Origin of the sequence: Pseudomonas sp. YY-1 (assembly GCF_002843095.1) — a bacterium.
Lineage (GTDB): Bacteria > Pseudomonadota > Gammaproteobacteria > Pseudomonadales > Pseudomonadaceae > Aquipseudomonas > Aquipseudomonas sediminis_A.
This window is the reverse complement of sequence record NZ_PJLX01000006.1, coordinates 149904-175057: the sequence shown is the minus strand read 5'-3', so window position 1 is coordinate 175057 and position 25154 is coordinate 149904. Positions and strand designations below refer to the sequence as shown.

The following is a 25154-nucleotide window of genomic DNA, read 5'->3' as shown; positions in this document are numbered from 1 at the left end:
CTTGCGGGTCGTGCTCAACGACCTGCCAGGCGGTTTGACGATGGAGTGTTACCCCATGCGAGACAAGTCGAACCCGGCCTCACTGCCGGCACCTGCCAGTTTCATGAATGCCCAGAGCGCGGTAGTGGGCGTACGCGGCCGCGATCTGTTGTCCACCATGCGCCTGCTGGCCGCCCAAGGCCTGAAGAACCCGGTACGCAGTGGTCGTCACCTGCTGGCCTTCGGCGGCCAGCTTGGCCGGGTGCTGCTCGGCGACACCCTGCACAAGGTCAATCCGCAGGATGCCCGTTTCGCCGATCCAACCTGGCACCTCAATCCCTTCTATCGCCGCAGTCTGCAGGCCTATCTGGCGTGGCAGAAGCAACTGGCGGCATGGATCGACGACAGCGATCTGTCAGCCGATGATCGCGCCCGCGCGCGCTTTCTCGCCGCGCTGATGAGTGACGCGCTGTCGCCCTCCAATAGCCCGCTCAACCCGCAGGCGCTGAAGGAGCTGTTCAATACCGGCGGTAGTAGTGCATTCAAGGGCTTGCGCCACCTGCTCGACGACCTGCTACACAACGACGGCATGCCCAGCCAGGTGACCAAGCATGCTTTCGAGGTCGGCCGTAACCTGGCCTGCACCCCCGGCGCGGTGGTATTTCGCAACGAGCTGCTGGAGCTGATCCAGTACAAGCCGATGAGCGAAAAGCAGTACCTGCGCCCGCTGCTGATCGTGCCGCCGCAGATCAACAAGTACTACATATTCGATCTGTCCAACGACAAGAGCTTCGTCCAGTACGCACTGAAGAACGGCCTGCAGACCTTCATGATCAGCTGGCGCAACCCCGATCCACGGCACCGCGAATGGGGCCTGTCGAGCTACGTGCAGGCGGTCGAGGAGGCCGTCGACGCCTGCCGCGCAATTACCGGCAGCAAGGACGTCAATCTGCTCGGTGCCTGCGCCGGTGGTCTGACCATCGCCGCCCTGCAAGGCCACCTGCAGGCGCGCCGGCAGTTACGCAAGGTTGCCAGCGCTACCTATATGGTCAGTCTGCTCGACAGTCAGATCGACAGCCCGGCGATGCTCTTCGCCGACGAGGAAACCCTCGAGTCGGCCAAGCGCCGCTCCTACCAGCAAGGCGTGCTGGATGGTCGCGACATGGCCAGGGTATTCGCCTGGATGCGCCCCAACGACCTGATCTGGAACTACTGGATCAACAACTACCTGCTCGGCAAGCAGCCTCCGGCCTTCGATATCCTCTACTGGAACAACGACAACACCCGCCTGCCCGCCGCACTGCATGGTGACCTGATCGACTTTTTCAAACACAACCCATTCAGCCGTCCCGGTGCTCTGGAAGTGTGTGGCACGCCGGTGGACCTCAGTAAAGTCAACGTCGACAGCTTCAGCGTGGCCGGCATCAACGATCACATCACGCCCTGGGACGCGGTCTACCGCTCGACCCTGCTGCTCGGCGGCAACCGCCGCTTCATCCTCTCCAACAGCGGCCATATCCAGAGCATTCTCAACCCGCCGGGCAACCCCAAGGCCAACTACTACGAGAACGCCAAGCTCACCTCAGACCCGCGCGCCTGGTATCACGACGCCCAGCATCAGCAGGGCAGCTGGTGGCCGCAGTGGCTGGAGTGGATTCAGGCGCGCTCCGGCGAGCAACGCGCCACACTGATGACCCTGGGCAGCCAGAAGCATCCGACCATGGAGGCGGCACCCGGCACCTACGTGCATATCCGCTGAAAGCGGTGGCCGCCAGCACGCCGGCCGGTTATGGTCAGCCCTCGCGCATTCGAACAAGAAGCCAAGGATGAAAACCCGCGAACGCATTCTGCAAACCGCCCTGCTGCTGTTCAATGAGCAGGGCGAGCCCAATGTTTCGACTCTGGAGATCGCCAACGAGCTGGACATCAGCCCAGGCAATCTCTACTACCACTTCCATGGCAAGGAGCCGCTGGTACTGGAACTGTTCGAGCGCTTCCAGAGCGAGATGGCGCCGCTACTCGATCCACCCGCAGAGGCCCAACTGGATGTCGAGGACTACTGGCTGTTCCTGCACCTGATCGTCGAGCGCCTGTCGCAATACCGCTTTCTCTTCCAGGATATGTCCAACCTGGCGGGACGTTTGCCGAAGCTGGCACGAGGCATTCGTCATTGGCTGAACGCGCTGAAACGCACCCTGGCCGCCCTGCTCGCCCGCCTGATGGCCGATGGGCAGTTGAACAGCGGCACTCAGGCTCTCGGCCAACTGGTCGAGCAGATCACCCTGACCCTGCTCTTCTCCCTCGACTACCAGCGCATCCTCGACCAGCAGGGTGAAGTGCGCCTGGTGGTGTACCAGATCATGATGCTGGTCGCGCCGCACCTGAACCAGCCGTCACGCGGCACCGTCGAACACCTGGCACAGCGTTATCTGGAAGCCTGACGCGCGTCCTCGGTTGCTGCGCTTGGCGCACACCTTGGGCCGGAAATGAAAACGCCCGGCACTAGGCCGGGCGTTTTTGATCCTGAGACACTCAGGACGAGGTGGCTGGGGTTGCCGGAGTGGCAGCCGGAGCCGGTGCAGCGGTCGGGGTCGCAGCAGCGGCAGGTGCCGGAGCCGGTGCAGCCGGTTTCGGCGCTGCAGCCTTGGGCGCAGCCGGCTTCTTCGCAGCGGGTTTCTTCGCCGCCGCCGGTTTGGCCGCAGGCTTGGCTACGGGCTTGGCCGCTGCTGCAGGCTTGGCAGCGGGTTTCGCTGCGGCCTTGGCTGCCGGTTTCGCCGCGGGCTTGGCCGCAGGTTTGGCTGCTGGCTTGGCCGCTGCCGCGGGTTTTGCGGCAGCTTTTGCAGTGGCCGGTTTGGCAGCTGGCTTGGCTGCAGCTTTGGCAGCAGGTTTGGCGGCCGGTTTTGCAGCTGCTTTCGGAGCCGGTTTGGCGGCTGCTTTCGCGGCAGGCTTAGGCGCAGCCTTGGCTGCTGGCTTGGCCACCGATTTCGCCGATACACCGGTAATTTTTTCCAGCTGCTTGGTCAGGCTGTCGACCTTGTCGTTCAATGCCTTGACCTCGTTGCGGCTGGGCACGCCCAGACGCGAGATGGCATTGTTCAGACGCTTGTCGAAAGCCTCTTCCAGCTCACCCCACTTGCCGATCGCCTTGCCCCGGACTTCATCGACCTTGGACTTGGCGGAACCGACCTTGGAGCCGACGCCGGCTTTCACCGCGCCAACCTGCTTGTCGACTTCACTCTTGGCCTGCTTCTCAGCCTTCTCGCCATCTTTGACCAGCGTATCGAACAGCTTGGTGCCGTCCTTGCTGACCTTGGAGTAAGCGCCCAAGCCTGCCAACCAGATCTGACGCGAGTATTTCTCGACCTCGCCGATCCAGGAGCTGGTCTGTTTCTCGGTTTTCTTCTTAACAGCCATCCTGATCTCCTTATTTGGTACGCGCGACATGCTCGAGCAACGCGCTCAGCTCATCCAGCTTAGCAGAGAGTGCTTCAACATCCTGCTTGGACGGAATGCCGATACGGTTCAGAGCGGAAGCCACACGAGTATCGAAAGCCTTCTCGATCTTGTCGAGTTGAACTTCGACTTTGCCTTTAACGCTGGTGACATTGGAATTGACCGACTGCTTGACCGATTCGATCTGGCTGTTGGCGGCTTCTACCTGCTCGTCGACCAGCTTCTTGCCTTTGCTCTCGACGCCTTCACCGGCCTTGACCAGCTCCTTGAAGTATTCAGCCCCCTCGACACCCGCCTTGGCGTAAGCGCCCAGGCCAGCGAGGTAGATCTTGCGGGCATAGCCCTTCACGTCGTCGAACAGACCGGCTTTGTCTTCGACCACGGTTTCTACCTTTTTCTTCACGGATACTTTCGACATGGTGCACCTCACGCGCTTTACAGTTAGCGGAAACGCCCACGGAATGCAGGCTTGGGTACACCCTAAGGAGAAAAATTAGAAATCGCATACTAGTAGCAGCGGTAGGCCACAATCCGCAGGGTGGATCACGCTCCACCGACCCACCAACCTGGTGGATGTAAAAAGCGACATCCACCCTACGCGCCTGCAGGTTCAGGCCAACGACTTATCCAAAACCTGCTCGATCTCGCGCTGGATCATGCCGCCCATTGGCGATAACAGCAGACCGAGCTTGAGCTCGACACGCACAGTGTCTTCACCCACCGCGATGCTGCCGTCGGCACCGCTGCGCTTGAACTCCAGAGTGTCGCCGTTCCAGCGATAGCGCACGTCGTACTCGCTGGCCAGGCGTTCGGCCAGGCGCTCGGCCTTTTCGCGGGCGCCCTCGCGACCAAGGGAATGGGATCGTTCGACACGAATACGGGACATGGAAACTCCTTGAACTGGCAGCGTGCCGCGTGGCTGCGGCATGAGGTCACATCACTCTACCAGCCCATCGGGCAAGCGGGCACCCAGGCAAGACAAAGGCGCCAGGCGCCTTTAGAATGGTGCGGTTTTCTACCCGGTGAGAGCGACATGAGCGATCCACGCAAGGCCCAGGAGCAGGAACCCACCACCCACTTCGGTTTCCAGGACGTACCGGAAAGCCAGAAAGCGGAAAAGGTGGCTGAAGTCTTCCACTCGGTGGCGGCCAAGTACGATCTGATGAACGACGTGCTGTCCGGCGGCCTGCACCGCCTGTGGAAGCGTTTCACCATCGAGCTGTCCGGCGTACGTCCCGGTAACCGTGTGCTGGACATCGCCGGCGGCACCGGTGATCTGACCCGCAAGTTCGCCAGCATCGTCGGCCCGACCGGTGAAGTGGTGCTGGCCGACATCAACGACTCCATGCTCAAGGTCGGTCGCGACCGCCTGCTGGACAAGGGCGTGGCCGGCAACGTGCAGTTCGTTCAGGCCGATGCCGAGAAGCTGCCGTTCCCCGACAATCACTTCGACGTGGTCACCATCGCCTTCGGCCTGCGCAACGTCACCCACAAGGATGCGGCCATCGCCTCCATGCTGCGCGTGCTCAAACCCGGTGGCCGCCTGCTGGTACTGGAGTTCTCCAAACCCGGCAACCCGCTGCTGGCCAAGGTCTACGACACCTATTCGTTCAGCTTCATGCCGCTGGCTGGCAAGCTGATCACCAATGATTCGGAAAGCTACCGCTACCTCGCCGAGTCGATCCGCATGCACCCGGATCAGGAAACCCTCAAGGCGATGATGGTCGATGCCGGCTTCGAACGCGTCACCTACCACAACATGACCGGCGGCATCGTCGCCCTGCACCGAGGCATCAAGCCCTGATGCTGCTAACCGGGCTGCTGGCCGGCGTCGAAACGGGCCTCAACCGGGTTCTCGGCCTCGATGGCACGGCCTTGCCGCGCCTGCAGGCGCTGAGCGGCAAGGTCATCGCCGTGCACTGCCAGAGTCCCGCCCTGGAGCTGTTCATCCTGCCCAGCGGCGACGGCCTGCAACTGGCGTCGCAATGGCATGCACCGCCCGACTGCACGCTCATCGCACCCGCCGCCAGCCTGGCGCGCCTGGCACTGAGCCGCGACAAGACCGCCGTGCTGCACCGACCGGAAGTCTCGCTCGATGGCGACAGCGCGGTGCTGCTGCAACTGGCCGGCATCCTCCAGGATCTGGAGCTGGACTGGGAATACGAACTCTCCCGCTGGCTCGGCCCGGTGGCCACTACCCTGCTCGCCGGCCATCTGCGCAGCCGGGTTAACCTGGCCAGCAACGGCGCTGCCAGCCTCAAGCAGGACCTGGCCGACTACCTGGCCGAAGAGTCACGCACGCTGGTGGGCCAGCGCGAAGCCGATGTGCGCTTTGCCGAGCTGGACCATCTCAAACTCGCCCTCGACCGCCTGGAAGCACGCATCGAGCGCCTCACTTCTGCCAATAAGTCCGACGCATGAAGCTGCTTGCCGTTCGCCGTCTGCTGCGTATCCAGCGCGTGGTCATCCGCTATCAACTGGACGACCTTCTCCTCGAACTGCCGCTGCCATTCTGGCTGCGCGCACTGTCCTGGCTGCTACCGTGGCGCTGGCTGCCGCGCAAACCGTCGCAACTGTCGCGCGGCGCACGCCTGCGCCTGGCGCTCGAAGACCTAGGACCTATCTTCATCAAGTTCGGCCAACTGCTGTCCACTCGCCGCGACCTGATGCCGCCAGACATCGCCGACGAACTGGCGCGTCTGCAGGATCAGGTACCGCCGTTCCCCGAAGCTCAGGCCATCGCCCTGATCGAGCGTCAGCTCGGCGCACCGGTAAGCGAACTGTTCGCCCGCTTCGACAGCCAGCCGCTGGCCTCTGCCTCGGTCGCGCAGGTGCATGCCGCGCAGCTCAAGACCGGCGAAGAAGTGGTGGTCAAGGTCGTACGCCCGGGCCTCAAGCCGGTGATCCGCCAGGATCTGGCCTGGCTGTTCCTGATCGCCCGCATTGCCGAAAAAGCCTCGGCCGATGCCCGCCGCCTGCGCCCGGTGGAAGTGGTCAGCGACTACGAGAAGACCATCTTCGACGAGCTCGACCTGCTGCGCGAAGCGGCCAACGCCAGCCAGCTGCGACGCAATTTCGATGGTTCGCCGCTGCTATACGTACCGCAGGTGTACTGGGACCTGTGCCGTCCACAGGTGCTGGTGATGGAGCGCATCTACGGCATCCCGGTCACTGATCTGGCAACCCTGGCCGACCAGCGCACCGACATGAAGCTCCTGGCCGAGCGCGGCGTGGAGATCTTCTTCACCCAGGTATTCCGCGACAGCTTCTTCCACGCCGACATGCACCCCGGCAACATCTTCGTCAGCACGCGCACGCCCTGGAGCCCGCAGTACATTGCCATCGACTGCGGCATCGTCGGCAGCCTTACCGACGAGGACCAGGACTACCTGGCGCGCAACCTGCTGGCTTTCTTCAAGCGTGACTACCGCAAGGTCGCGCAGCTGCATATCGACTCCGGCTGGGTGCCGGCGGAGACCAAGGTCAACGAGTTCGAGGCTGCCATCCGCACCGTCTGCGAGCCGATCTTCGAACGGCCGCTGAAAGACATCTCCTTCGGCCAGTTGCTGCTGCGCCTGTTCCAGACCGCGCGGCGCTTCAACATGGAAGTGCAGCCGCAGCTGGTGCTACTGCAAAAGACCCTGCTCAACATCGAAGGCCTCGGCCGCCAGCTGTATCCGGACCTGGACCTGTGGAGCACCGCCCAGCCCTATCTCGAGCGCTGGATGCGCGAACGCATCAGCCCGCTGCACCTGCTGCGTAATCTGCAGCAACAGGCCGAGCAGGTGCCGCACCTGTCGCAGATCGCCCGCGACACCCTGGAGCGCCTGCAGCGCTCGCAGCAACGGGAAGAGCAGCACCCCAGCAGCGACCGATGGCCGCTAAGCCTGCTCGGCGCCGCACTGATCGCTGCCGGTACCATTCAAGGCCTGGCACCGCTGCTGGCCGCCTGGCCAGCCTGGCTGATGGTCGGTGGCGGACTCTATCTGGTGCTGCGCCGATAGCCAGTTGGCCGCGGCGCTGGCACACTTGGTGAATTCACGGGCCCAAGGGCCCGGCAGACTTGGAACACCGATGAAAGATTGGCTCGACGAAATCCACTGGAACGAAGACGGTCTGGTGCCAGCGATAGCTCAGGATTACCAAAGTGGCCGCATCCTGATGATGGCCTGGATGAACCGCGAATCCCTCGCTCTCACCGCTGCAGAGAACCGCGCCATCTACTGGTCGCGCTCACGTGGCAAGCTGTGGCGCAAGGGTGAAGAGTCCGGCCATGTGCAGAAGCTGCACGAACTGCGCCTGGATTGCGACGCCGACGTCATCGTGCTGATGGTCGAGCAACTGGGCGGCATCGCCTGCCACACCGGTCGCGAGAGCTGCTTCTATCGCGTGTACGAGAATGGCGACTGGAAAACCGTCGACGCCGTGCTGAAAGACCCGCACGCCATCTATGCAGGACACAGCCATGAGTGACACCCTGAGCCGCCTGGCCGAGGTATTGGAAGCGCGCAAGAGCGCAGCGGCCGATAGCTCCTACGTTGCCAGCCTTTATCACAAGGGCCTGAACAAGATTCTGGAAAAGGTCGGTGAGGAATCGGTGGAAACCATCCTCGCCGCCAAGGACGCCGCCACCAGCGGTGACTGCAAGGACCTGATCTACGAAACCGCCGATCTGTGGTTCCACAGCCTGGTCATGCTCGCCGCCCTCGGCCAGCATCCTCAGGCCGTGCTGGATGAACTGGATCGCCGTTTCGGCCTCTCCGGCCACGCGGAAAAAGCCGCGCGACCGCAATCCGAATAACTTTCACAACGGAGAACTCATCATGGGTTTCGGCGGTATCAGCATCTGGCAACTCCTGATCATCCTGCTCATCGTGGTCATGCTTTTCGGTACCAAGCGCCTGAAAGGCCTGGGCTCGGATCTGGGCGATGCGATCAAGGGCTTCCGTAAATCGATGGATAGCAGCGAAGCTGAAAAGCCCGCCGTGGAAGAGCCCAAGGGCCAGACCATCGATGCCCAGGCACGCAAGGTCGAAGAGCCGGCGAAGAAAGACTAAGCCATGTTCGACATCGGTTTTACCGAGCTATTACTGGTCGGCCTGGTGGCTCTGGTGGTGCTCGGCCCTGAGCGCCTGCCCGGTGCAGTGCGGACGGCCAGCCTGTGGATCGGACGGATCAAGCGCAGCTTCAACTCGATCAAGGCCGAGGTGGAGCGCGAGATCGGCGCTGATGAAATTCGTCGCCAGTTGCACAACGAGCGGATTCTCGAACTGGAGCGCGAGATGAAGGCGATGAAGCAGGACATTCTCGGCACCGGCAGCAGTAACAGCCCGCCAGCCGAGAACAGCGCCAAAGCGACCACCGAAACGGCCCAGAGCGTTCAGGACAAGAATCCCCAGCCATGAGCAATAATCCACAAGCCGACCAGGAAATGCCCCTGGTCTCGCACCTGGCCGAGCTGCGTACTCGCCTGTTGCGCTGTGTAGTGATCATCCTGCTGATCTTCGCCGGCCTGTTCTACTTCGCTCAGGATATCTACGCTCTGGTAGCAGCGCCGCTGCGCGCTTACCTGCCGGAAGGCGCGACGATGATCGCCACGGGCGTCGCCTCGCCGTTTCTCACGCCGTTCAAGCTGACGCTGATGTGTGCGTTGTTTCTCGGCATGCCGGTGATCCTGCACCAGATCTGGGGCTTCATCGCGCCAGGGCTGTATACCCACGAAAGGCGTATCGCGGTACCACTACTGGTCTCCAGTATTTTCCTGTTCTATGCCGGCATGGCCTTCGCCTACTTCGTGGTGTTCCCGATCATGTTCGGCTTCTTCGCCAGCGTGACGCCGGAAGGTGTGGCGATGATGACCGACATAGGCCAGTACCTGGATTTCGTCCTGACGCTGTTCTTCGCCTTCGGCGTGGCCTTCGAGATCCCCATCGCTACATTTCTGGTGATCTGGGTCGGGCTGGTAGACGTCGCCACGCTGCGCAAGAGCCGCCCCTACGTGATCGTTGGCTGCTTCGTGGTCGGCATGGTGCTGACGCCGCCGGACGTGTTCTCGCAGACGCTACTGGCAGTACCTATGTGGCTGCTGTTCGAGGCCGGCGTGCTGGCTGGCGCCATGGTCAAGCGCAAGCGCGACGAGGAACAGACCGAGGAAGAAGCCGAGGCTGAGCCCGAAGACCAACCACCCGCACCACTGCCGTGAATCTGCTGCTGCTGGAAGACGCCGACTTCGTCGACGGCGACCGGGTACGTCTCACGGGTAGGCGCCTGAAGCACCTACATGAAGTAAATCGCGCCGAAACCGGTGACCGCCTGCGCGTCGGTCGCCTTGACGGCTTGATGGGCGAAGGTCGACTGATCGCTCTGGATGCCGAGCATGCCGAACTGCAGGTCAACCTCGACCAGCCACCACCGGCCAAGCTGCCGCTGACGCTGATCCTCGCCCTGCCCCGCCCGAAGATGCTAAAGCGCGTGCTGCAAACCGTCAGCGCCATGGGCGTGCCGCGCCTGGTGCTGGTCAACAGCTATCGCGTGGAAAAGAGCTTCTGGCAGACGCCATTTCTCGAGGCAGAGGCCATTCGCGAACAGCTGATCCTGGGCCTGGAACAGGCGCGTGACACTGTACTGCCCGAGGTGAGCATCGAGAAACGCTTCAAACCCTTCGTCGAGGATCGCCTGCCGACGTTGGCAGCCGGCACGCTCGGCCTGACCGGCCATCCCGGTGATTACCCATCCTGCCCGCGTGCAGTACAGGAACCAGTGACCCTGGCCATTGGCCCGGAAGGTGGCTGGATTCCCTACGAAGTCGAGCTGCTGCGTGAAGCCGCAGGCCTGCAGCCGGTGCAGCTCGGCGAGCGAATCTTGCGGGTGGAGACGGCCGTGCCGGCGTTGCTGGCCAGGTTGTTCTAGACACGAACGATCAACCTGTAGGAGCGAGCTCTGCTCGCGAAGCGTTCGAGTCGCCAGCATTCGCGAGCAGAGCTCGCTCCCACAAGCTACCGCTATACCTCGAGCAAGAAGGTCACCGGCCCATCGTTGACCAGATGCACCTGCATATTGGCGCCGAAGCGCCCGGTGGCGACCTGCGGGTGCCGGGCCTTGGCCATTTCGACCAAGCCGTCGAACAGAGCAGCACCTTGCGAAGGCGGCGCAGCGCTGGAGAAGCTGGGGCGCATACCGCTCTTGGTGTCAGCCGCCAATGTGAACTGCGAGACCAGCAACAGGCCGCCCTGCATATCCGTCAGCGAACGATTCATCTTGCCCGCTTCATCACTGAACACGCGGTAGTTCAGCAGCTTGTGCAGCGCGCGCGACAGAGTGGCCTGATCGTCCTGCGGTTCGATACCGACCAGCGCCAGCAGGCCCTGACCGATGCGCCCGACCACTTCCCCTTCCACATCCACCCGCGCCTCAGTGACGCGCTGGATCAGCAGCTTCACGCATCCTCCGGCGGCAGGTCGAGCAGGCGTCGCGACAGCTCATCCGCGGCGCGCACCAGTGCATCGGTAATGCCGGGCTCAGCCGCCGAGTGCCCCGCATCGCGGATGATCTGCAGCTCGCTGTTGGGCCATGCCTGATGCAGCGCCCAGGCATTATCCAGCGGGCAGATGACGTCGTATCGGCCATGCACAATGATGCCCGGCAGGTGGGCGATCTTCGGCATGTCGCGGAGCAACTGGTTGGGTTCGAGAAAGGCGTCGTTGACGAAGTAGTGGCATTCGATGCGGGCGATGGACAGTGCGCGATGGGCATCACTGAATCGATCGACCACCTGGCTGTTGGGACGCAGGGTGGCGGTACGCCCCTCCCAGGTGGACCAGGCCTTGGCCGCATGCATCTGGGCGATCTGGTCGGCACCGGTCAGGCGCTTGTAGAAGGCCTGCATCAGGTCGCCACGCTCCTCCGCCGGGATGGGCGCCACATAATCTTCCCAATAATCAGGGAACAGGCGGCTGGCGCCCTCCTGATAGAACCAGCTGAGCTCCTGCGGCCGGCACAGGAAGATGCCGCGCAGGACCAGCCCATGCACACGCTGCGGATGCGTCTGCGCATACGCCAGCGCCAGGGTGGAACCCCAGGAGCCGCCGAACAGCACGAACTTGTCGATGCCCAGATGCTCGCGAATACGCTCGATATCGGCGATCAACGCCTGGGTGGTGTTGTTCTCCAGGCTCGCGTGCGGCGTGGAGCGGCCGCAGCCACGCTGGTCGAAAGTGACGATGCGATACAGGGCAGGATCGAAGTAGCGGCGGCTGGCCGCATCGCAGCCGGCGCCAGGGCCACCATGGATGAACAGTACCGGCAACCCATCCGCAGAGCCGCTCTCGTCGACGTAAAGCACGTGCGGTTGCTCGACCGCCAGCTCATGGCGGGCGTAGGGTTTGATCTCCGGATACAAAGTCTGCATGGTTGGCTCCTGTTGGCTGGGCTACAACTGCCGTGTTCCACTCTGCCCGGCATCATAACCATGAAAAGGAAGTTCAGCATGTCGATGCGTCATCTGGCTTGGTCGCTGTTTATGTCCTTCACCCTTCTGCTCACCGGCTGCGGTGGTCGTGACGACCCGCAGGCAGCGCTGGAGGCGGCCGTACAGCAGTTGCAGGACAATATCGAGGCCAAGAGCACCAGTGCGGTGCTGGACCTGCTACATGATGATTTCCTGGCCCGCCAGGAGCTGGACCGTGAATGGGCCAAACGCACCATGACCCTGTTGTTCCTGCGCCACAAGAACATCAAGGTCATCGCACTGGGCAAGAACAGCTGGATCGACTCGGCAATCAGCAGCAAGGGCTATACCGAAGCGCAGGTGGGTCTTAGCGGCGCCGAAGGGTTGATTCCCGACAGCGCGCGGCACTACTCGGTGAAGCTGGAATGGTGGCTCGACGGCAACGAGTGGAAACTCGCGCGACTGGACTGGGAGTGAAAGCGTAGCCTGGCCCCCGCCTACGTAGGAGCCGGCTTGCCGGCGGTCCCTCGATGTTGATCGCGAGCAAGCTCGCTCCTGCAGGGGGCAGGCCTAACGCACCCAGTTACGCGGTCGATGCAAGGCTACAGCTGCATCAATCGGGCTGGCGCCAGATCAGATCCGAGGTCACGTAACCCTGCTCACGCGCGACGCTGAGCAGCTTGTCGCGGGTTTCCTGATCGATCTCCGGGGTGCGTGACAGCAGCCACAGATACTTGTGCTTCGGGTGGCCGACCAGCGCTACACGATAATCCTCGTCGTGGTAGATCACCCAGTAATCGCCCTTGATCGGCAGGATCTTGCTGGCCCAGTTATCGAAGCGCACCCAGAGCTTGTCGGTCTTCCCTTCGACCTGCGGCTCGGCGACGCCCTTGGCCTCGATCCATTCACCGTCCTTGTCACGGCAGCGGTTGGTGACGTCGATGCGCCCGTCGTCACGCAAACCGTAGTGTGCTTCGGACTGCGCGCAGTTGCGCTGGAAGAACATCGGCAGGCGCGCCAGCTCGTACCAGGTGCCCTGGTAGCGCTGCAGGTCGACCTGCATGGTCTGTGGTGGCGGCTTCTGAATGCTGCCGGTACCCGAGTTGGCACAGCCGGCGAGGGCGAGAATGGCGCTGGCAATTAGGATCGAACGCATGGAGGCTCCTGTTTACTTGAGTCCCTTGCCGGAGAACAGCATGACCTTGTCCCCGGCGTACTGGACGCTGATATAGGCCTTGTCGTCGCCCCAGGTGCAACTGGTCATCCCCAACGCACCGGCACATTCGCCCGGCGCGCCGAGCAGGCTTTCCACCTCCTGCTTGCTCATACCGGCCTTGAGCTTGGAGTAGTTTTCCTGATTGACCTTGCCGCAAGCGGCGAGCAGGCAGCAGGCGAGCAACGCGACGATACGCATCGACATGGATGAAGCTCCTGATGGGAAGGTGCCAGCAAGCTTGGCATAGCCGGCGACGACTTGCCCGCTTGGAGTTCAGAAACGCGAGCCGGGTTCCCGCAGGAAGGCCAGCTCTTCGTCGCTGGATGCGCGACCGAGAATCGCATTGCGATGGGGAAAACGACCGAAGCGAGCGATCACCCGCTGATGGCGCTCGGCGTAATCGAGGAAGTTGGCGAACAATGGCCGCTCATTGGCAGCTGCTTCGCTGAGCAGATCAGCAAACAGTTCAACCGCACGGTTCTGCAACGGCAGATCTTCGGCATGCTCGAAGACCAGATAGGCAAAGACACGCTGTATCGGCGTCAGCCGGCGGTCCCAGCCGCGCTCCAGACCATCGCGCAGCAGCGGGCGAGCCCGTTGGTCTCCCGCAAATGCGCGTGGTGTGTCGCGAAAGATCATGCGCGGCAGTTGATCGAGCAGGATCAGCTGCGCCAGCCAGCCCTGCGGATCGTCCGCCCAGCCTTGCAGCTCGCCAACCAGTGACTGCTCGACCAACGCGCCGAAGCGCACCTCGGCTTCACGGTCCTGGCTGTCACGCTTGCCGAACCACAACGCCTGGCGCGCCGCAGCCACCTCGGTGGCCGTGCCGTGATCGGCACCGAACCACCAGTCGAGCAGCGGCTGCCAGGCCTGCATCAGCTGCGATGGTAGGCGGTGATGCGCAGCACTTCTTCCTTGGAGCCAAGGTACACCGGCACACGCTGGTGCAGGGAAGTGGGCTGAATATCGAGAATGCGCTGGCTACCATCGGTTGCAGCGCCGCCAGCCTGCTCGATGATCATCGACATCGGGTTGGCCTCGTACATCAGGCGCAGCTTGCCCGGCTTGTCCGGCTCGCGAGCATCGCGCGGGTACATGAACACACCACCACGGGTGAGGATGCGATGCACATCGGCCACCATCGAGGCGATCCAGCGCATGTTGTAGTTACGCCCCAGTGGCCCGGTTTCACCGGCCAGCAGCTCGGAAACGTAACGCTGCACCGGGGCTTCCCAGTGGCGCTGGTTGGACATGTTGATGGCGAATTCCTTGGTCGACTCCGGCACCTTGATGTTGTCGTGGGTGAGCACGAAGCTGCCGAGTTCACGATCCAGGGTGAAGCCCTTCACGCCGTCGCCGAGGGTCAGCATCAGCATGGTCTGCGGACCATAGATGGCGTAGCCGGCCGCAACCTGCTGAGTGCCCGGCTGGAGGAAGGCTTCCTCGCCCAGGTCGCCGGTCTGGCCATTGCGCTCAGGGCAACGCAGCACGGAGAAGATGGTGCCGACCGACACGTTGACGTCGATGTTGCTGGAGCCGTCCAGCGGGTCGAATACCAGCAGGTAGGCACCTTTCGGGTACTTGCCGGGAATCTGGTAGGCGTTGTCCATTTCCTCGGACGCCATACCGGCCAGGTGGCCGCCCCACTCGTTGGCTTCGAGCAGAATCTCGTTGGAAATCACGTCGAGCTTCTTCTGCACTTCGCCCTGCACGTTCTCGCTGTCCAGGCTGCCCAGCACGCCGCCGAGGGCGCCCTTGGACACCTGATGGCTGATCGCCTTGCAGGCCCGCGCCACGACTTCGATAAGGAAACGCAGGTCGGCCGGGGTGTTATGGCTGCGAGTCTGCTCGATCAGGTAGCGGCTCAGGGTGACGCGGGACATGGACGGCTCCGGAAAGGGGAAAAATCGCGCGCAGTTTAACCCGAGTCGCCGCACAATGCTGCCTGCCGGGATGGATGGCTGAGATCCGCGCCGGGCAAAAGGTCGCAGACGCGGTTGCGTCCGTCGCGTTTGGCCTGATAAAGCGCGGCGTCGGCAGCCTGCAGCAGCTCGTCGAGTGCCTGCCCCTGCTCAGGCCAATGGGCCAGGCCGGCTGACAGCGTCACATGCTGGTCACCACCACGGGTCGCGACATCCTGAGCGGCCAGTTGCGTGCAGATGCTTTGCAGGCGTTCACTGGCCTCACGTGGATCGGCGCCCGGCAGGATCAGCAAAAACTCCTCGCCACCGATACGAAACACCGCATCAGTGCTGCGCAGGTTGTCCAGCAGGTGCTGGGCGACTGCCTTGAGTACGTCGTCGCCGACCAAGTGGCCGCACTCGTCGTTGAGGCGTTTGAAGTGATCGAGATCGATCAGGGCCAGCGCCAATGGCAGGTTCTCGCGCTGCACCCTGGCCAGTTCGCGTTCGAAGAACTCATCCAGGTAACGCCGGTTGTACAACCCCGTCAGTGGATCACACAGGGCCTGTTCGCGCAGTTGTTCATGCAGGCTGGAGATGGTGCGCAGGCGCTCCTCGCTCAGCGCCAGGGCTTCGGCCAGCTTTAGCTCACTGAGGTGACGCTGGGTCACGTCACGGATGTAGAGCATATGGCCGAGCAGGGTCGGGCCGTGCCGGGTGGCGCGCTGGATGGCGCGCACGCGCACCTCGTAGTAGCGCGCGGCACTGGTCAGCGTCAGCGGCAGATCCTGCTCGGGACCGTTGTGTTCTTGCAGCAACTGCTGCAGATCGGCGCCGAACACCGGCCATTGCGCCAACTCGGTGCCTTGCCATCCCGATTGCAGGCCTGCCAGTTTCAGCGCTGCCGGGTTGGCCTCGATCACACGTCCACGCGGGTCGATCACCAGCACCGGATCGAGCAAGGCTTCGAGCAGCAGATGGCGGGCCACCGGCAACAGGTCGAACAGGCGTACCCCGACGATCAGCCAGGAAAAAGCGATCAGGGTGAACGCGAAACTGAAGGGCGTCGGGTCGAAGCCGAACAGGGTCAAGCCGAACCCCACATAACCGACGTTGGCCACCCACGGCACCGCGGTGACCAGCACGAAGGCCAGATAGTGGCGGCGATGCAGCCCCTGGCTCAATGCCGCCGCACGTGTCACCACCCCCATGCAGAAGGCCATGAACAGATAGACATAGACGGCCGTAGCGTAGAACAACGGACCATGCTCGTAGCGCACCGGCGCACCCAGGCTGGCGTCGACCGGCGCACTGCCTGCCCCGTAGAACAGACCATGCCAGGGGTTACTCAGCGCCAGCCCCCAGACCAGCAGCGGTACCAGACTCAAGCCGAGGATGCTGCTACGTGCCAGAGGCGCGCGCATGCTATTGACGTATTGCCAGAGGAAGACGGCCCAGAAGGTGGGCGTGGAAACGATGCCGGGCCAGGCCATGCTGGCCCAGAACATCTTGCAGTCGGCGCTGAGGAAGGTCATTTCCAGCGCTGCAGTAACCATCCACCAGAGGCTGGCCAGATGCAGCAGGATGAAACTCTCACGTCCGGGAAAGTCGCGCTGGCGGGTCACCCAGTGCGCCAGCAGGATCACGCCGAGGCACACCAGCAGCGTCACCAATACCGGTGCCGAGAAACTCCAGCCGGAAGCCATGCAGGCCTGCATCAGCGACGCCTCCGTATTCCCGGCGAGGCAGCACTTGAATCACGTACACACGCGATACAGGACGACTGGGCGATGACGCGAATCGAAATACGCAAGGGCCTTCCTGACCTTCAATGCTGGATTGGCGCGGGGTGCCTAAGATACTGCAAAAGCCCTGCCGCAGCTGGGCTTTATTGGTCCATGCCTCTCAGACGTCCGGCGGGCGGCGCAGCACACTGGCGGCCATCGCGGCCAGCAACCCAACGCCCACTAACAGTACAGCCCAGAGTCCCCAACGCTGCCAGTCCTGGCCGGAGCCGGCTTGTGGCTCGAGCGCAGAGGCAAACGCCTCGGTCAACTCGGCACGGCCAAGGCTGGCCAGTCGCTCCGTCTGATAACCAGGGATCAGAGTGTGCAGTGGCAAGGCTGCCGACTGCGCGCTCGAGCTACCCAACGCCAGCCGATAAGGCGGCTCGCCACGGGCGAGAAACACCAGTTGCGTGGCACGCAGCGCGACCTGCAAGCGTGGCGTATCCACACCCAAGCCGCCGCCGCGGGCATCCACCTGCACACGCAGCTGGCGCACCGGCCAACCGGGCAGACTCAACTCATCGTTAACCACTTCACGCCCTGCCTCAGGCAGACGATAGAGTACCCCGCTTGTCAGCTGACGCCAGGCGCCCTGATCACTGCTGCGCGCCTCGAAGCGCAGTGGCGCCAGCGTATTGCTCTGTTGCAGTTCGATCCGCAGTCGCTCCAGAGGCAATGACAAGGGCAGCTGCCACTGGTACTGCCCCTCAGCGCGGGTCTGCGCCGGCATGGGCTCGGACCATACCAGCGGCGCGGCCTGATGAGCCTGCCGTTGACTGCGCAGGGTAACGGCCTGCAGCTGCGGGGCCTGGGCAGGATTGCGCCACAGCAGACGCAGGTACCGGGCACGCTGCCCAGGCAGCTCGACCTGGCGCTGATCGATGCGCTCATCGGCGAAGCTCAGACGCGCCACCTGCCCTTCCCCCCAACTGCGCCAGTGCTGCAGGTCATCACTGGCCTCGATGCTGAAGCGCTGGAATCCTTCCTCGGCCCCGATCCAGTCCAGATTCATACGCACCAGCGGCGCATCGATGGTACTGGCATCGAGCAACCAACCCCGAAGCTGCTGCTCGCTTTCGACCGGCGTATCGCCGCGCAGCTCGATCAACGTACCAGTGGTGCTGCGCTCGACGCGCAGCGCGGGTATGTCCTGGGCATCGGCGCGGCCTCGCAACGGAAACCAGCGCACACCATGCTCCTGTTCCTGCTGCACGGTTTCGCTACGCCCCGGAATCAACGCGTAGGCCTGCATCTGGCCGTTGCTGTCGAATACGCGCAGATCGCGCAAATCGCCATGCCCGGCGGCGAAGTGAGCGGCGAAGGGCAATTCCAGGCGATACCAGGGGCCCTCACCAGCGAGCTGCAGGGCAGCGCTGTGCCGATAGTCCTGAGGTGTCTCATTGGCCTGGCTGAGCGCACTCAACGACAAGCCCAGGAGCAGGCCCCAACGGATGAAGTTCATACGGCAGACTCCTGTTCCTCAGCAGCCGACTCTTCGGCCTTGCGCGGCGGCAGCGGGGCGAAATAGCCCACCACCAACAGCAGCACCCCGACGCCAATGAACGACACGATACGCTCCAGGCCGCCGCGGCTGCCCAGTTCGACGAAGAACAACTTGGCCACCACCAGCGCGATCAGCGCGGCGCCGACCAGCCACAGTTCGCGACGCGCACGCAGGTGGCCGAACAGCATCAGCGCCAGGGCGATCAGGGTCCAGACGATGGACAGGCCGGCCTGCACCAGCATCGAGTCGTACAGTGCCGAGCTGTGCCAGGGCACGCCGCCCCACTGGTGCGCGGTACGCATCACCATCACGGTCAGCAGAGCGAACAACGACAGCCCAGCGACGCCCTGCACCACTTGCTGCGCACGCGCAGGTTGCAGACCGAAGCGCGGTAGCGCATCGCGGGCCCAGACGAACAGCGCGCCCAGGCACAACAGCAGGCCCAGCTCCAGCGGGTTGAGCAACGGCAGGTAAGGCAGCGGATCGCTGTCGCCAGCGCTGTTGGCATTGGCCAGCCAGAACCAGGCAAGCATCAATGCTGCCAGCGGCGCCGCAGCCCAAAGCCGGTACTCACGGTCGAAACTGGCCACCGGCCAGGGCAGGCGACGCGCCTGGGCCATGGCCCACAGATAGGCGGTAGGTATCAACGCCCAGCCCAACCAGCGCCAGGCGTTGTAGTGCTCGGACAGACTCAGCAGCAGATAACGTAGCTCCAACGCCAGCACGCCAAGCAACAACCAGCAGCCGAGTACATGAGCGACGCTGGCGGTGTTCGGTAGCAGCGCGCTCAAACGCCTAAGCATCAACAAATGCGCGGCTATCACAGCGATCCAACCCAGCCAGCCATAGTTCGCCGCCGGGTGATACAGCGGATGCCAGGCATAGGCCAGAATCAGGCCTGCCACCGGCGCCAGCAGGCTGCACAGCACGGCCAGGTCGCGCCAGCCCGTGCGTAGCGCGAGCAGCATCCAGGCCAGGCTCGACACAGCGGCCAGTACCAGCAGCACGCTGGCCTGCAGCTCAACGCTGACGAAGCGCATCACCTCACTGGCCAAAGCCAGTGCCCACCAGGCCGCGCCCCAGGCCAGCAAGAGCTGCCCCAGACGCTGCAGACTGACACCATCGAACCCGGTTTCCCGTCCGCTGCGCGCCAGGCCGTGCAGGCGCCAGGCACCGATCTGCGCGGCCAGACCGAGTACGGCTGGGGTCCAGAAAGCGGTGTGTGCCAGCGGCGACAAGCCCTCGCCACTGATACCCGATAGCAGCAACGGCCCGGCGGCAAGGAACGCCAGGCCAGCGAATACCTGCAACACCAGGCTGAACAGGAAGGCCGCGCGCTGCTGCAGATAAAGCGCCAACCAAAGAATCAGCAGCCCCGTACCGCCCCAAACCGCCGCGGCTGCGACCCAGGGCAACACGAACAGCACCGCCAGGTTGATGAACACCAGGCCCACCAGCATGATTGCCGACAGTGCGCCGAGCAGCCGGCGGTTCTCGCGGATATGTGGATCACGCGCCGCCAGCAACATGCCGGCGATCAGCCCCAAGCCAACCATCGACGCCGCCAGCAAGCCGAACCAGCCCGTGCTGAAGCTGCCACTGCCCAACAGCGAATCCAGCGCCATCTGGCCGAGGAACAGCAGGCCGCCGAACAACTGGATGGCAAAAGCGCTGTAAACGAAACTTGGCGCGGCGATACGCAGGCCGACGAACAAGGTCGCCAGCCCACCCAGCGCCCAGGCGATGGCAGTGCCGGGCGCCTCGAACAGCAGCGGCGCAATCAGGTAGATGAATGCCAGCCCGGCCAGACCCAACCAGGGCAGCAGGCGGCTTTCCCAAGTGCTGGCAGACTGCGGCGCCTGGCGCAATTGCCAGTAACTGAACAGCAGCGCCGCACCGAGCATCAGTGCGCCCAGTGGCGAACCGTCGAGCAGGCTGTCGTAGCCAAAATCCAGGCCACTGACGAACGCCAGCGCCGCGCCCACCTGCAACAACAGTGCGAACGCACGCGCCAGCGGTCGCCCCTGACGCAGCCCCAGCCAGAAGATGCCAGCACCCTCCACGGCCCAAGCCGCCGCCGTCCAGCGCGCATCGAGACCGAGCGGAATGGCCAGGCTGGCGAACACCACGCCAAGCGCCAGGCAGGTTTCAACCAGCAGCAGCGCACGGTCGCCAGCGCGCGCCTTGAGCACACGCGCCAGCAGCAGATAGAACAGGCCCAGGCCGAGGGCACTGAAAGCGGCGGCGAACTCGATGTGTCGTACCAATGCCACCTGCAGGCCGAAGCCGACCAGAGGCGGGCCGAACAGCGTGGTGGCATCGACGTAATCACCACGGCGCAGTGACCAGCGCAGCAGCTCGTCACGCGCCTCGGGCGCATCCGCCGCGTCGCGCAGGGTGCGGCGGGCGAACAGCAGGCCGATGGCCACGTACATCAGGAAGAACAGCAGCAGGAACGGCTCGGTGCTCCACAGCAGTTCCGGCGTATAGGACCGCAGCCCCCAGGCGAAACCGATGCCGAAGGTGCCGACGAAGCCGATCAGGTTGAGCAGACGCCAGGCCTTGAACCAGGCGATGGCAAAGATGCCGGCGTTGAGCAGGGTGAAATAGGAGAACAGCGCGACATGGTTGCCGCTGCCGGTGGATGTGAGAATCGGCGCGGCGAAGCCACCCAGCGCCGCCGCAGCGGCCAGGCCGAGGGCATTCTGCTGCACGGCGAGAATCGCCGAGAACAGCGTAACCGCCACCAGCAGGCCAAGCGCCATGCCCGGATCGAGCAGCGGATGCAGGCGCATCGCGGCGAACACTGTCAGGTACAGCACGGCGATGCCGGTGCCCTGCAGCACCAGGGCGTAGTTGCGATTGCGTCGGCGCAGCCACCAGCCCAGGCCAAGCAACGCCAGAGCGCTGGCGGCGACGCCCATGTAACGCAACTCTACCGGCACCTCGACGCCTTCGGTGGCGTAGCGCAGGAGGAAGGCCAGGCCGAGAAACAGCAGTACCACGCCGACTCGCAGCACGGTGTTGCCGCCGAACAACCAGGCCTTGGCCGCGGCGATGCCACGCTCGATCAGGTTCGGTTCACGCGGCGCTTGCTCGCGCCAGGGGCTTTGCTGCGCTGCCGGTCGAGGCTCGTGGACGACCTGGGCAGCCAGCGGCACAGGCTCATCGACAGGAGGCTTTTCGATTTCTGGCATCGGGTCCAGCGTCCAGTCCAGCTCCGGTTCCGGCTGCGGCTCTTCGGCAAAGAGCGGCTCCGGCAGTGGTTCAGGCGCAGCACTGGCAACCGGTTCAGCAGGCACGGGGATCGGGGCAGTCTCCGCCTCACTGCGCTCGCCCTGCTCGACCTTGACCAGGCGTTCGTGAATGGCGCGGGTACCGTGATCGAAGCGCTCGGCGAAGTCCTTGAGCTGCGCGGCCAGCTGCGCATTGCGCGTTTCCAGCCCTTGCAGACGCAGCATCTGGCCTAGGCTGAGGCCGATCAGCCCGCCAAGCAGCGCGCCCGTGACCGACTCGCTGGCGCCCGCACCGAGCACCAAACCGACCAGCATGAAGATCCATTGCATGCGTTATGTCCCAACCCTGAGAAAGAGGTCGCCTCGCGCTCCTGCTGTGCCCGAGACGGGCACCAGTATAAGGAGTCGCACCAACCAACACCCAGAGAGACGACTGCCAAACCGTTCACAGGCACAACGCAAAGCGATCAGCCGCCAGCCGGTGCTTCACAAATGCTGCGCGCTCGCTATCATCGCCGCCCCGTGACAGCAGCGGCGCAGACCGCACGATAGCCAAAACCATGATAAAGCCCCGCCTGATAGCCGCTGCAGAAATCGACCGCCTGGAAACCTGGGCCAAATACACCGCCGACATGTGCCACAGCTGCATGTCCACCTGCTGCACCATGCCGGTTGAGGTGCGCCTGAATGACCTGATCCGCCTGGAACTGGTGGACGAGTTCGAGCGCAGCGAACCACCAAAGAACATCGCCAAGCGTCTGCAGAAAGACGGCATCGTCGAGCGCTTCAACCAGAAGTCGGGCATCTTCACCCTGATCCGCATGTCCAACAACGACTGCCTGTTCCTGGATCGCAAGACACGCCTGTGCACCGTCTACGACAAACGCCCGGACACCTGCCGTCATCACCCCAAGGTCGGCCCAAGGCCGGGGTATTGCGCGTATAAGCCCAAATAAGGGTTGCTGCGCGGGCAGTGACGCTGGTGCGCACAACCTGGGCGGCCCCGAGACACCCTACGAGGCCCGGCGCAGGCCGATGACACGCCCGACACAGGCAGGGCGTTGCAGGTTCTGCTGCTCGGCAGCCAGCTGCGTCACCCTCTCGGCCACCTGCTCGTCGAATGGCGCCGCGCGGCCGGCCGCGCTGTCGATGTTCATCAGCATCTGTTCGCTTTCCGCCAAGCTGGCCTCTTCGCCCGGCCGATAGAGGCCGTGATGGATATGCAAGCGCTTGGCGTCGTGCGCCAGCAGCTGGGTGCGCACCTCCACCCGCTCGCCCTCCTTCACTTCCGCCAGGAAGTTCAGGTGACACTCCAGGGTGTACAGCGTGTGGCCGGTGCGGGCACGGCCGGCTTCGTCCAGGCCCAACACATCCATCAGCGCATCGGTGGCATGGCTGAAGATCAGCAGGTAGAAGGCGTCACGCAAGTGGCCGTTGTAGTCGACCCAGTCAGGGGAGATGGAGGTGCGATAGGTTGGCAAATTCATGCTCGGCTTCCGATGAGGCCCTCTCCCCCAGCCCCTCTCCCTCAAGTGGGAGAGGGGAGCTAGATTGGAGTCGGTCTGTAGGGTGCGCCGTGCGCACCGGGAATGACTCGGTTACTCGGCGAACTCGAAGCCATGCTTGGCTTTGGTCTGGCGAATCGCCTCCAGCACCGCCAGCAGGCAGTCATCGCGATAGCGCTCCAGGGCATCCAGGCTGCGTTCGCCCTGCTGCTCGGCCGTGCCTTCGACCACCGCGTCGATCAACCCCTCGGTCAGTTCCGGCGCTTCCAGGTACGTCCAGGGCAGCTTCAGCGCCGGGCCGAACTGCGCCATGAAGTGGCGCATGCCGGCCGGGCCGCCGGCCAGGGTGTAGGTCAGAAAGCTACCCATGAACGACCAGCGCAGACCGGCACCGAAGCGGATCGCGTCGTCGATCTCGCCGGTGGTCGCCACGCCGTCGTTGACCAGGTGCAGCGCCTCACGCCATAGCGCTTCGAGCAGGCGATCGGCGATGAAGCCTGGCACCTCCTTGCGCACGTGCAAGGGGCGCATGCCCAACGACTCGTACACACTGATCGCCGCCTGCACCGCTTCGGGCGCGGTCTTCGCCCCGCCGACTACCTCCACCAGTGGCAGCAGGTACACCGGATTGAACGGATGGCCAACCATGCAGCGCTCGGGGTGCGCGGCATCTGCGTAGAACTCGCTGGGCAGCAGACCCGAGGTGCTGGAGCCGATTAGCACGTCGGGGCGAGCGGCAGCGCTGATCTTGGCATGCAGCTCGCACTTGAGATCGAGGCGCTCGGGCGCGCTTTCCTGAATGAAATCGGCATCGCGCACGCAGTCCTCGATGGTGCTGACGAAACGCAGGCGATCCAGGGCAGCGCCGGGCGCCAGGCCCTGTTTTTCCAGCGCCGGCCAGGCATTGGCCAAACGCGTGCGCAGCGCAGCCTCGGCGCCGGGCGCCGGGTCCCAGGCGATGACGTCGAGGCCATGGGACAGGGCGCGAGCAATCCAGCCGGCTCCGATCACGCCGGTGCCTAGTGCCGCGAAGGTTTTGATATCGGTGACGAAGGTCATGGTTGAACTCCGGTAGCCCGGATGCCATCCGGGGAATTGGCGTTAGGGAATGCCCCGGATTGCGTCCGGGCTACGGCTGTCGCGGCTAGAGCCCCTCCCACAGGAGGAGCGCTGTGCTCAACCGCGACGCTTGAGCTTCATCTTTTCCCGCCCCTCGGCCGGGGTCAGGGCGCGACCACCAAGGCGCTCGATGATCTCGATGGCGCGCTCGACCAGTTGGCCGTTGCTCGCATGCACGCCGCGATCCAGCCAGATGTTGTCTTCCAGCCCCACCCGCACATGCCCGCCAAGCAGCATGGCCTGGGCAACCATCGGCATCTGCATGCGGCCGATGCCGAAGCCGGCCCAGGTGATGCCTGGCGGCAGGTTGTCGGCCATGGCCTTCATGGTGGTGGTATCGGCCGGCGCACCCCATGGAATGCCCAGGCACAGCTGGATCAGCGGGTCGTCCAGCAGCCCTTCCTTGATCATCTGCTTGGCGAACCACAGGTGGCCGGTGTCGAAGATCTCCAGTTCGGCCTTCACCCCCAGCTCGGTGATGCGCTTGGCGCCGGCGCGCAGTTGCGCCGGGGTGGAGACGTAGATGAAGTCGCCGTCGCCGAAATTCAGCGTGCCGCAGTCCAGGGTGCAGATTTCCGGCAGCAGCTCCTCGACATGCGCAAGGCGGGTGATCGGCCCGACCAGATCGGTGCCGGCGCCGAACTCCAATGGCTGCTCGCCCCGGCCAATCTCCAGATCACCGCCCATGCCAGCGGTGAGGTTGATGATCACGTCGGTATCGCTTTCCCGAATGCGCTCGACCAACTCACGGTACAGCGCCACATCGCGGCTCGGCTTGCCGGTCTGCGGGTCGCGCACATGGCAGTGGGCGACGGTGGCACCGGCCTTGGCCGCCTCGATGGCGGCGGCAGCGATCTCCTTTGGCGTGACCGGGATCGCCGGGTGCTTGCCGACGGTGTCGCCAGCGCCGGTCACCGCGCAGGTGACGATAACCTCGTAGTTCATTTTCGACTGTCCTTTCCAGGGGCGAACGGAAGCCAACGGCATTGCCGCAGGCATGAGCAAATA

28 protein-coding genes are annotated in these 25154 nt (G+C 63.8%); 13 read left to right on the top strand and 15 right to left on the bottom strand.

Annotation, left to right across the window (positions count from 1 at the left end):
* Positions 1-55 precede the first annotated feature (55 nt).
* Both phaC and CXP40_RS10880 read left to right on the top strand, forming a co-directional pair.
* Positions 56-1738 (top strand): class II poly(R)-hydroxyalkanoic acid synthase, encoded by a 1683-nt coding sequence (phaC, locus tag CXP40_RS10885; RefSeq protein ID WP_106733717.1) that lies wholly within the window; start codon positions 56-58, stop codon positions 1736-1738.
* A 67-nt stretch (positions 1739-1805) separates the two neighbouring features.
* Positions 1806-2420: a TetR/AcrR family transcriptional regulator gene (locus CXP40_RS10880; RefSeq protein ID WP_106733716.1), complete on the top strand. Its 615-nt coding sequence runs from the start codon at positions 1806-1808 to the stop codon at positions 2418-2420.
* Between the two features lie 91 nt (positions 2421-2511).
* Here the strand turns inward: CXP40_RS10880 and CXP40_RS10875 are convergent, their stop codons facing one another.
* From CXP40_RS10875 to CXP40_RS10865, 3 genes are all read right to left on the bottom strand, one after another.
* Entirely contained in the window at positions 2512-3393 is an 882-nt protein-coding gene (locus CXP40_RS10875) for a phasin family protein (RefSeq protein WP_106733715.1), read from the bottom strand.
* Between the two features lie 10 nt (positions 3394-3403).
* Complete coding sequence (locus tag CXP40_RS10870; protein ID WP_099522803.1) at positions 3404-3850, bottom strand: phasin family protein; 447 nt, start codon at positions 3848-3850, stop codon at positions 3404-3406.
* Positions 3851-4042: 192 nt separating this feature from the next.
* On the bottom strand, positions 4043-4318 hold the full coding sequence (locus tag CXP40_RS10865) for a polyhydroxyalkanoic acid system family protein (RefSeq protein WP_013713710.1): 276 nt from the start codon (positions 4316-4318) through the stop codon (positions 4043-4045).
* A 147-nt stretch (positions 4319-4465) separates the two neighbouring features.
* Here CXP40_RS10865 and ubiE point away from each other — a divergent pair, with 147 nt between their 5' ends.
* The 9 genes from ubiE (at position 4466) to CXP40_RS10820 (ending at position 10341) form a co-directional block, all read left to right on the top strand.
* Entirely contained in the window at positions 4466-5236 is a 771-nt protein-coding gene (ubiE, locus tag CXP40_RS10860; RefSeq protein ID WP_099522805.1) for a bifunctional demethylmenaquinone methyltransferase/2-methoxy-6-polyprenyl-1,4-benzoquinol methylase UbiE, read from the top strand.
* The gene (locus CXP40_RS10855; RefSeq protein ID WP_106733714.1) at positions 5236-5853 is read left to right on the top strand and encodes an SCP2 domain-containing protein; all 618 of its coding nucleotides are present in this window, start codon (positions 5236-5238) and stop codon (positions 5851-5853) included. Before ubiE ends, CXP40_RS10855 begins: the two co-directional genes overlap by 1 nt.
* Entirely contained in the window at positions 5850-7436 is a 1587-nt protein-coding gene (gene ubiB / locus CXP40_RS10850) for a ubiquinone biosynthesis regulatory protein kinase UbiB (RefSeq protein WP_106733713.1), read from the top strand. Before CXP40_RS10855 ends, ubiB begins: the two co-directional genes overlap by 4 nt.
* Before the next feature lie 70 nt (positions 7437-7506).
* Positions 7507-7905 carry a phosphoribosyl-AMP cyclohydrolase gene (gene hisI / locus CXP40_RS10845; RefSeq protein WP_099522808.1) on the top strand — a complete coding sequence of 133 codons (399 nt, stop codon included), beginning with the start codon at positions 7507-7509 and terminating at the stop codon, positions 7903-7905.
* Positions 7898-8233 (top strand): phosphoribosyl-ATP diphosphatase, encoded by a 336-nt coding sequence (locus CXP40_RS10840; RefSeq protein ID WP_106733712.1) that lies wholly within the window; start codon positions 7898-7900, stop codon positions 8231-8233. The genes hisI and CXP40_RS10840 overlap by 8 nt, the downstream gene beginning before the upstream one ends.
* Before the next feature lie 22 nt (positions 8234-8255).
* Positions 8256-8489: a twin-arginine translocase TatA/TatE family subunit gene (gene tatA / locus CXP40_RS10835; RefSeq protein WP_099522810.1), complete on the top strand. Its 234-nt coding sequence runs from the start codon at positions 8256-8258 to the stop codon at positions 8487-8489.
* Between the two features lie 3 nt (positions 8490-8492).
* Positions 8493-8837 (top strand): Sec-independent protein translocase protein TatB, encoded by a 345-nt coding sequence (gene tatB, locus CXP40_RS10830; RefSeq protein ID WP_099522811.1) that lies wholly within the window; start codon positions 8493-8495, stop codon positions 8835-8837.
* Positions 8834-9634, top strand: coding sequence for a twin-arginine translocase subunit TatC (gene tatC, locus CXP40_RS10825; protein WP_099522812.1), 801 nt, complete (start codon positions 8834-8836; stop codon positions 9632-9634). The genes tatB and tatC overlap by 4 nt, the downstream gene beginning before the upstream one ends.
* Positions 9631-10341 (top strand): 16S rRNA (uracil(1498)-N(3))-methyltransferase, encoded by a 711-nt coding sequence (locus CXP40_RS10820; protein WP_106733711.1) that lies wholly within the window; start codon positions 9631-9633, stop codon positions 10339-10341. The genes tatC and CXP40_RS10820 overlap by 4 nt, the downstream gene beginning before the upstream one ends.
* Positions 10342-10433: 92 nt before the next feature.
* On the opposite strand, the gene dtd is transcribed toward CXP40_RS10820, so the two are convergent.
* Positions 10434-10871 (bottom strand): D-aminoacyl-tRNA deacylase, encoded by a 438-nt coding sequence (gene dtd, locus CXP40_RS10815; protein WP_106733710.1) that lies wholly within the window; start codon positions 10869-10871, stop codon positions 10434-10436.
* A complete protein-coding gene (gene pip, locus CXP40_RS10810; protein WP_106733709.1) occupies positions 10868-11839 on the bottom strand; it encodes a prolyl aminopeptidase in 972 nt (323 codons plus the stop codon). Before pip ends, dtd begins: the two co-directional genes overlap by 4 nt.
* A 78-nt stretch (positions 11840-11917) precedes the next feature.
* Here pip and CXP40_RS10805 point away from each other — a divergent pair, with 78 nt between their 5' ends.
* Entirely contained in the window at positions 11918-12355 is a 438-nt protein-coding gene (locus tag CXP40_RS10805) for a hypothetical protein (RefSeq protein WP_106733708.1), read from the top strand.
* A 136-nt stretch (positions 12356-12491) separates the two neighbouring features.
* On the opposite strand, the gene CXP40_RS10800 is transcribed toward CXP40_RS10805, so the two are convergent.
* The 7 genes from CXP40_RS10800 to CXP40_RS10770 all read right to left on the bottom strand — a co-directional run bounded on the left by CXP40_RS10800 (position 12492) and on the right by CXP40_RS10770 (position 21852).
* Positions 12492-13034, bottom strand: a complete 543-nt coding sequence (locus CXP40_RS10800) for a lipocalin family protein (protein WP_106733707.1) — start codon at positions 13032-13034, stop codon at positions 12492-12494.
* Positions 13035-13046: 12 nt separating this feature from the next.
* Positions 13047-13298 (bottom strand): outer membrane protein assembly factor BamE, encoded by a 252-nt coding sequence (gene bamE / locus CXP40_RS10795; protein WP_106733706.1) that lies wholly within the window; start codon positions 13296-13298, stop codon positions 13047-13049.
* A 69-nt stretch (positions 13299-13367) separates the two neighbouring features.
* On the bottom strand, positions 13368-13970 hold the full coding sequence (locus CXP40_RS10790) for a DUF924 family protein (RefSeq protein WP_106733705.1): 603 nt from the start codon (positions 13968-13970) through the stop codon (positions 13368-13370).
* Positions 13970-14977, bottom strand: coding sequence for a class 1 fructose-bisphosphatase (locus CXP40_RS10785; RefSeq protein WP_099522821.1), 1008 nt, complete (start codon positions 14975-14977; stop codon positions 13970-13972). The genes CXP40_RS10790 and CXP40_RS10785 overlap by 1 nt, the downstream gene beginning before the upstream one ends.
* Positions 14978-15012: 35 nt before the next feature.
* Positions 15013-16713 (bottom strand): histidine kinase N-terminal 7TM domain-containing protein, encoded by a 1701-nt coding sequence (locus tag CXP40_RS10780; protein WP_106733704.1) that lies wholly within the window; start codon positions 16711-16713, stop codon positions 15013-15015.
* Between the two features lie 187 nt (positions 16714-16900).
* On the bottom strand, positions 16901-18244 hold the full coding sequence (locus tag CXP40_RS10775) for a DUF3999 domain-containing protein (RefSeq protein WP_106733703.1): 1344 nt from the start codon (positions 18242-18244) through the stop codon (positions 16901-16903).
* Positions 18241-21852, bottom strand: a complete 3612-nt coding sequence (locus CXP40_RS10770; protein WP_106733702.1) for a DUF2339 domain-containing protein — start codon at positions 21850-21852, stop codon at positions 18241-18243. The genes CXP40_RS10775 and CXP40_RS10770 overlap by 4 nt, the downstream gene beginning before the upstream one ends.
* Positions 21853-22082: 230 nt before the next feature.
* On the opposite strand from CXP40_RS10770, the gene CXP40_RS10765 reads away from it, so the two are divergent.
* Entirely contained in the window at positions 22083-22478 is a 396-nt protein-coding gene (locus tag CXP40_RS10765; protein WP_021487773.1) for a YkgJ family cysteine cluster protein, read from the top strand.
* Between the two features lie 57 nt (positions 22479-22535).
* On the opposite strand, the gene CXP40_RS10760 is transcribed toward CXP40_RS10765, so the two are convergent.
* The 3 genes from CXP40_RS10760 to CXP40_RS10750 form a co-directional block, all read right to left on the bottom strand.
* The gene (locus CXP40_RS10760) at positions 22536-23009 is read right to left on the bottom strand and encodes a thioesterase family protein (RefSeq protein ID WP_106733701.1); all 474 of its coding nucleotides are present in this window, start codon (positions 23007-23009) and stop codon (positions 22536-22538) included.
* A gap of 111 nt (positions 23010-23120) precedes the next feature.
* The gene (locus CXP40_RS10755; RefSeq protein WP_106733700.1) at positions 23121-24086 is read right to left on the bottom strand and encodes an L-carnitine dehydrogenase; all 966 of its coding nucleotides are present in this window, start codon (positions 24084-24086) and stop codon (positions 23121-23123) included.
* Between the two features lie 117 nt (positions 24087-24203).
* Entirely contained in the window at positions 24204-25091 is an 888-nt protein-coding gene (locus CXP40_RS10750) for a 3-keto-5-aminohexanoate cleavage protein (protein ID WP_017678502.1), read from the bottom strand.
* Positions 25092-25154: the final 63 nt, after the last annotated feature.